We start from the raw sequence: 5,355 nt of genomic DNA, 5'->3' as shown, positions 1-5,355 counted from the left end.
TTCCTTCCCTACACCCCACACCCTACACCCTACACCCTCTTTCAAGTCAGTTTTTTGAAAGATTTTCTAAATAAACCAATAAATCGGCCATAGCTTGAGTATCAGGCTGAAATTTGGGCATCGGCGGGGTTTTACCGCTAATTACCTGTTCAATCAGACTAATTCTCGATTTGCGATGGGAAACGTCCTCTAAACTTGGTCCGACGATGCCATCAGCAAACTGACCGTGACAAGCAGCACAGTTAATCTGAAAGATTTCGTAACCGCGACTGACATTACCTTGTAGGGATAACACCTCTTTAATGTAGGGATCCGACATCTTAGCCAGATGAAAAGCGATTAAAAAGGTGCTAATCAGCAACAAAACCATGATTATAACCATTAAGAGTCGATAAAGCCCGAATTTTGGTTTAAATAACTGACTATTCACGAAGGCCGCCGAAGGAAAGGTGAGTTTCTCTTTACATTTTGCAACTTTTTGCCCGAAAATTCCACCGCCCCTGCTAGAGATAGGCAAATGGAGAATAATATAAGACAAAACTGCATCTTTTTCTAACCCTCTAGCAATGAACCTATTAACCAGACTGGAAGATTGGCCCTATATTATCCTACCTATCACCATCATCCTCAGTTTCCTGCTGTTGGGATGGCTCGTAGAAAAGCGCGTTGTCAGTCAACTTTTATCGATTGCCAGAGAAAAAAACCTGCGTTTCTCGGAAGGGGTTTTACGCTCCCTTCGCGGATTAAGCATACTTTGGTTCGGACTTTTGGGGTTAAATATTGCCCTCTCCCTTCCTAATCTTCCCCTCTTTCCCTCCCTCATTCTCCTGAGCAAAAAATTTCTGCTAGTAGCTTTTTTAGCTTCGGCTACTTGGGTTGTTGCTCAATTATCCGTGGAAATATTACGAGTTTATACCACGGGAGATGATGGCATTTCTTCCCTAACTTCCCTATTTGAATTTCTCGCCAAAGTTCTGATTTTTAGCTGCGGTTTTTTGCTGATTCTAAGCTCGATTGGCATTTCTATAACTCCCCTGCTTACTGCCTTGGGTATTGGGGGTGTCTCCCTCGGTTTAGCTCTCCAAAATACCCTAGCTAATTTAATGTCGGGGATTAATATTATCACTTCTAAAAAAGTTAGACCGGGAGATTATATTGAACTGAGAACGGGAGAAGCTGGTTATGTGCGAGATGTGGATTTAAGATGCACAGTCATCGAAGAAATTACCAATAATCTTTTGGTCATTCCCAATGCTCAGATCATTTCTTCTAGTTTCCGTAACTATAGTTTACCAGATCACTCCCTACTGGTTCCCGTGGAAGTGGGCATTAGTTACGATAGTGACTTAGAAAAAGTCGAAAAAGTTACCCTAGAAGTCATGCAAGAAATTGCCCAGTTATTGCAACCTAACCTCGGTGACTATCAACCCTTGATCCTTTATCGTAAATTCGATTACTATAGTATCCTGCTGACGGTTTATCTCAAGGTGGTAGAAGAAGAATTTTTTCAACACCTCACCATTAAACACGAATTTATTAAACTCCTACACCGACGCTATCAGCAAGAAGGAATTAAAATTCCCTATCCAATTCTTTTTCCCTATCCCCCCCACTAATCCCCCTAGTTAACCTCAATTCGCTATGGCAACAACAATTTAAAGCGCAGAAAACTTACAATTGATAATTCTCCTCAAAAAACTTACGAGTCATCGGTTGGACAACTTCAATACCGTGGCCTTCTCCTAATAATTCTAGGGGTTTTCCTTCCACTTGAATCCAGACTTTGGCATTGGGATCCTCGGTAGTAGTAGTATAGATGATTTGTGCCAAACGACCGATTAACATATCAGGACCATCATCATTGCCAAACTCGCGCGAGAGATTAATCTTAATTCCCGTTTTATCTACTTTTAAATCCAGTAATTTAGTACCGGGGGGAATAGTAGTCATGTCCTGAGGATTACTTGGACCAGCTAATAGAATCTTCAATACTGCTGTTAACTCTCGGTCGTCGCTATCCGCTTTTTGAACGGTAATTTCTTGGGTGACTAATTGATTACCCGTATCGGTCACTTTTAACCAATAAACCTGTCGAGTTTCCCTAACAGGAATAGCTGCAGGAGTTGCTGTCGGACTTGTCTTCACTGGACCCGGAGAAACCGGTTCCACAATTGGTGATTGACTTATCGGCGCCGGAGTAGGAGATTCAATCGGGTTTTCGCTAGTTTTCTGGGGGGAAGATAGGTGATGGACGGCAAACCAAGCAGTGGCCCCACCGGCAGTAAATAAAGCGAGGCCGATACCAATTATCCAAGGCAAAGAGATTTTATCACTAGAGCGAGAACTAGGCATAATTCAGTTATCAGTTATCAGTTATCAGTTATTAGTTATTAGTTATTAGTTATCAGTTATCAGTTATCAGTTATTAGTTATCAGTTATCAGTTATCAGTCATCAGTTATCAGTTATCAGTTATTAGTTATCAGTTATTGGTATGTATTAAGTGAGCAGTATTAAATAGCAGTTTCCCAGTGTCTTTTCACTTTTTACCGATCACTGAAAGAGAAATTGCCGTTTTCTTTTCACTGATTACTGATTACTGATCACTGATCACTGAAATATCTCCTGTTTTCTGACCGTTAAATTTAATTGGGGTTCCCCGATCGAGGTTCAATTCTGCCAAAGGCGGCTATACTCAGCTTATCATCGTCAATCTGCAATTGGAGAAGGCGGGCGATAATTCCTTGTTTCTCGAAGTTTTTTAAATCTAACTGGGTGGATATACCCTCGGCAAACCCCTTGAGAAGGCGCGAGGAGATGCGACGACCATTAAGAGTGGCTTTGGGGTCAATAAGCTCGATTTTTCGCCCCTGCACTAGCTTAAATCCCACTTCCAAGCTCAGATTGAGGCTGGCTGCTGGTTCGTCTGGCCGTTGTGTCTCTAGCTGCAGGCTGAGGGTGACTCGATTATTATTAAGAAAATTAAAATTTGCTTGACTAAGTTGATATTTTGTGCTAACAAATTCTTCCCTAGAGGGAATCAGATTATTAATCAGGGTCTGAATTTGTTCTTTGACCGCTGCCGATTGTAAAGCTTGATTAACATTAGTTTCCGTGAGGACAAGATGCAAAGCTCCCGCAGCTGGTCGGCGCAGTGAGGCGGCTAAACTGCTGTTTTTTTGCTGTAATCGCCGCAAATCGAGGCTAATTGGCTCAGTTTCTAGCTCGATCTTCTCAATGCGAACATCAGCAAGGGGATAAATTCCCCGTGCAGAAATGCGAACTCGATCGATTTTGCCTTGCAGAACCTGATAATTGGGAGTATTATCGACCCTCACGGATAATTGTTCCACTTTTTGGACTTGAGAGCGAAGGGTATGGGCTAAAACCGTATCAATAATTGCCCCTGCGGGAGTTAACAGGGTCAAAACACTAGCGAGAGTGATTGTTAGCCATTCCATCGCTCAATTACACCCATCCAGCTAAATTTTGCCAAGCATTAGTCAAAAGCTGACTTAACCAACGTCGTTGCACTTGATCTAAAATCGGGTCTTCTGCGAGAATTTCTTCAGTCAGATCATCGAGAGATTGACCCTGAGCGCGGGCCATTCTAATAATTCCCGCAATCACGGCAGCGATCATCTCCTCATCGACGGGACGCTGTCGGAGGGCGGCAATTTCTTCGGGGGTAGTCGGGATGGGATAATTCATAATCAGATGGGGTAGGCTGTGTATTAATCTAGGTATGTAAAGTTTTTTAAACTTTTTTCAGAAAACTTTTTGTGTAGTCTAGCGTAATCAGACGATTTTTGGGTTTAACAACTAAATCAAGATGAGAGAAATACTTTACAGAGAAATTCCGACTCCTGACTCGATCGCCGTTTGTCAGTGGTTACAATCCGATTGGCAACCCAGAAGCGGTGTCAAGACAAATACACCTAACGGGGTGAGATTGCGCTTATCGGAGGCGATCGAATTATCGATTTTTGTCTGGACGCTGCAACGCACTACTTATTTAAAAGTTTTCCGCTGGGGTGAGCGATCGCATGATCAAGAAACATCCCTGACTCGGCAGCTCGATCGAGCTTTACAAAAGCGTTTTCCGCCGCAGTTTAGCACGATACCAAATATCGATCAAAAAAATCACTCAATTTTTACAGATTTAGAAGCGGACTATCCCCTAACGGTTCACTACTTCCGCAAAATGCCCCAAGGCGAGGCAGACTTAGAACGTTTGTATTGGTGGGAAAAACGTTGGCGCGACAGTGCCAAAAATCCCCAACAACCGCAGCCGGTAATTTTCTCTAGCAGCGAGGAAAATAATCATCCCATCACCTACGACTTAATTTATATTGGTGGTGCCTTGGGGGCAATTCATGCGGCACAGATGGCCAAATTAGGTTATCGAGTCCTCTTAGTAGAAAGACTACCTTTCGGACGGATGAATCGGGAATGGAATATCTCTCGATCGGAGTTTCAAAGTTTAATTAATTTAGGCCTATTTACGGCCGAAGAATTCGAGGAATTAATCTTCCAAGAATACATCGATGGCTTTAATAAGTTTTTTGATGGCAATAATCCCCCCCATCTGAAAGCCAAAATTCTCCATACTCCCACGGTTTTAAATATCGCCATTAATTCCGACAAATTGCTGCAATCCTGCGCTAAAAAGATACATGATCATGGCGGTAAAATTCTCGATCAAACGGAATTTATTAAGGCTGATATTACTGCTAATAGTGTTACTGTCACCCTTAATCATGGTGGAGAAATTCAACAGATAAAAGGCCGTTTATTGATTGATGCTATGGGTTCCGCCTCCCCCATTGCTTGGCAATTAAACGGAGTGCGTGCCTTTGATAGTGTCTGTCCGACGGTGGGGGCAGTAGTAGAAGGATTCGATCCGGTGGTGTGGGATTCTCACTATGGCGATGTCTTAAATTCCCATGGCGATATTTCTAGAGGTAGGCAATTAATTTGGGAATTATTTCCGGGGGAAGGAAAAGAATTAACCTTTTATCTATTTCACTATCATCAAGTCCATCCAGATAACCCCGGTTCTCTGTTGGAAATGTACGAAGATTTCTTTACTATTTTGCCCGAATATCGACAGTGTGACCCAGAAAAATTAATTTGGAAAAAACCCACCTTTGGTTATATACCGGGGCATTTTAGCACAGGAAAAAAAGATCGAATTGTCTCCTTTGATCGCATTTTAGCCATCGGTGATGCCGCCTCCCTGCAATCACCGTTAATCTTTACTGGATTCGGTTCTTTGGTGCGTAATTTAGAGCGCTTAACCCATCTTTTGGATACGGCCTTAAAACACGATTTACTAACAGCTAAAGACCTAGAA

The 5,355-nt window shown here is 42.5% G+C and carries 5 protein-coding genes and 1 pseudogene; 2 read left to right on the top strand and 4 right to left on the bottom strand.

All coding sequences use genetic code 11. The annotated features are described in order from the left end of the window. Window positions 1–46: 46 nt before the first annotated feature. Complete coding sequence (locus IQ242_RS15850) at window positions 47–382, bottom strand: cytochrome c (protein WP_228021034.1); 336 nt, start codon at window positions 380–382, stop codon at window positions 47–49. A gap of 184 nt (window positions 383–566) precedes the next feature. Here IQ242_RS15850 and IQ242_RS15845 point away from each other — a divergent pair. Then, window positions 567–1,629: pseudogene (locus IQ242_RS15845) on the top strand (mechanosensitive ion channel family protein). A gap of 42 nt (window positions 1,630–1,671) precedes the next feature. On the opposite strand, the gene IQ242_RS15840 reads toward IQ242_RS15845, so the two are convergent. The 3 genes from IQ242_RS15840 to IQ242_RS15830 all read right to left on the bottom strand — a co-directional run bounded on the left by IQ242_RS15840 (window position 1,672) and on the right by IQ242_RS15830 (window position 3,710). Further along, complete coding sequence (locus IQ242_RS15840) at window positions 1,672–2,352, bottom strand: GerMN domain-containing protein (RefSeq protein ID WP_193960621.1); 681 nt, start codon at window positions 2,350–2,352, stop codon at window positions 1,672–1,674. A gap of 292 nt (window positions 2,353–2,644) precedes the next feature. Then, window positions 2,645–3,460, bottom strand: a complete 816-nt coding sequence (locus IQ242_RS15835) for a DUF2993 domain-containing protein (RefSeq protein ID WP_193960620.1) — start codon at window positions 3,458–3,460, stop codon at window positions 2,645–2,647. 7 nt (window positions 3,461–3,467) lie between these two features. Next, window positions 3,468–3,710 (bottom strand): hypothetical protein, encoded by a 243-nt coding sequence (locus IQ242_RS15830; RefSeq protein ID WP_002763591.1) that lies wholly within the window; start codon window positions 3,708–3,710, stop codon window positions 3,468–3,470. Window positions 3,711–3,831: 121 nt separating this feature from the next. Here IQ242_RS15830 and IQ242_RS15825 point away from each other — a divergent pair. Continuing rightward, on the top strand, window positions 3,832–5,355 hold a 1,524-nt coding region (locus tag IQ242_RS15825), incomplete at its 3' end, for a flavin-dependent dehydrogenase (RefSeq protein ID WP_193960619.1).

It is taken from the genome of Microcystis sp. LEGE 08355, from assembly GCF_015207185.1.
GTDB lineage: Bacteria > Cyanobacteriota > Cyanobacteriia > Cyanobacteriales > Microcystaceae > Microcystis > Microcystis panniformis.
The sequence above is the reverse complement of the archived record's forward strand: the minus strand, read 5'-3'. Positions and strand labels throughout refer to the sequence as shown.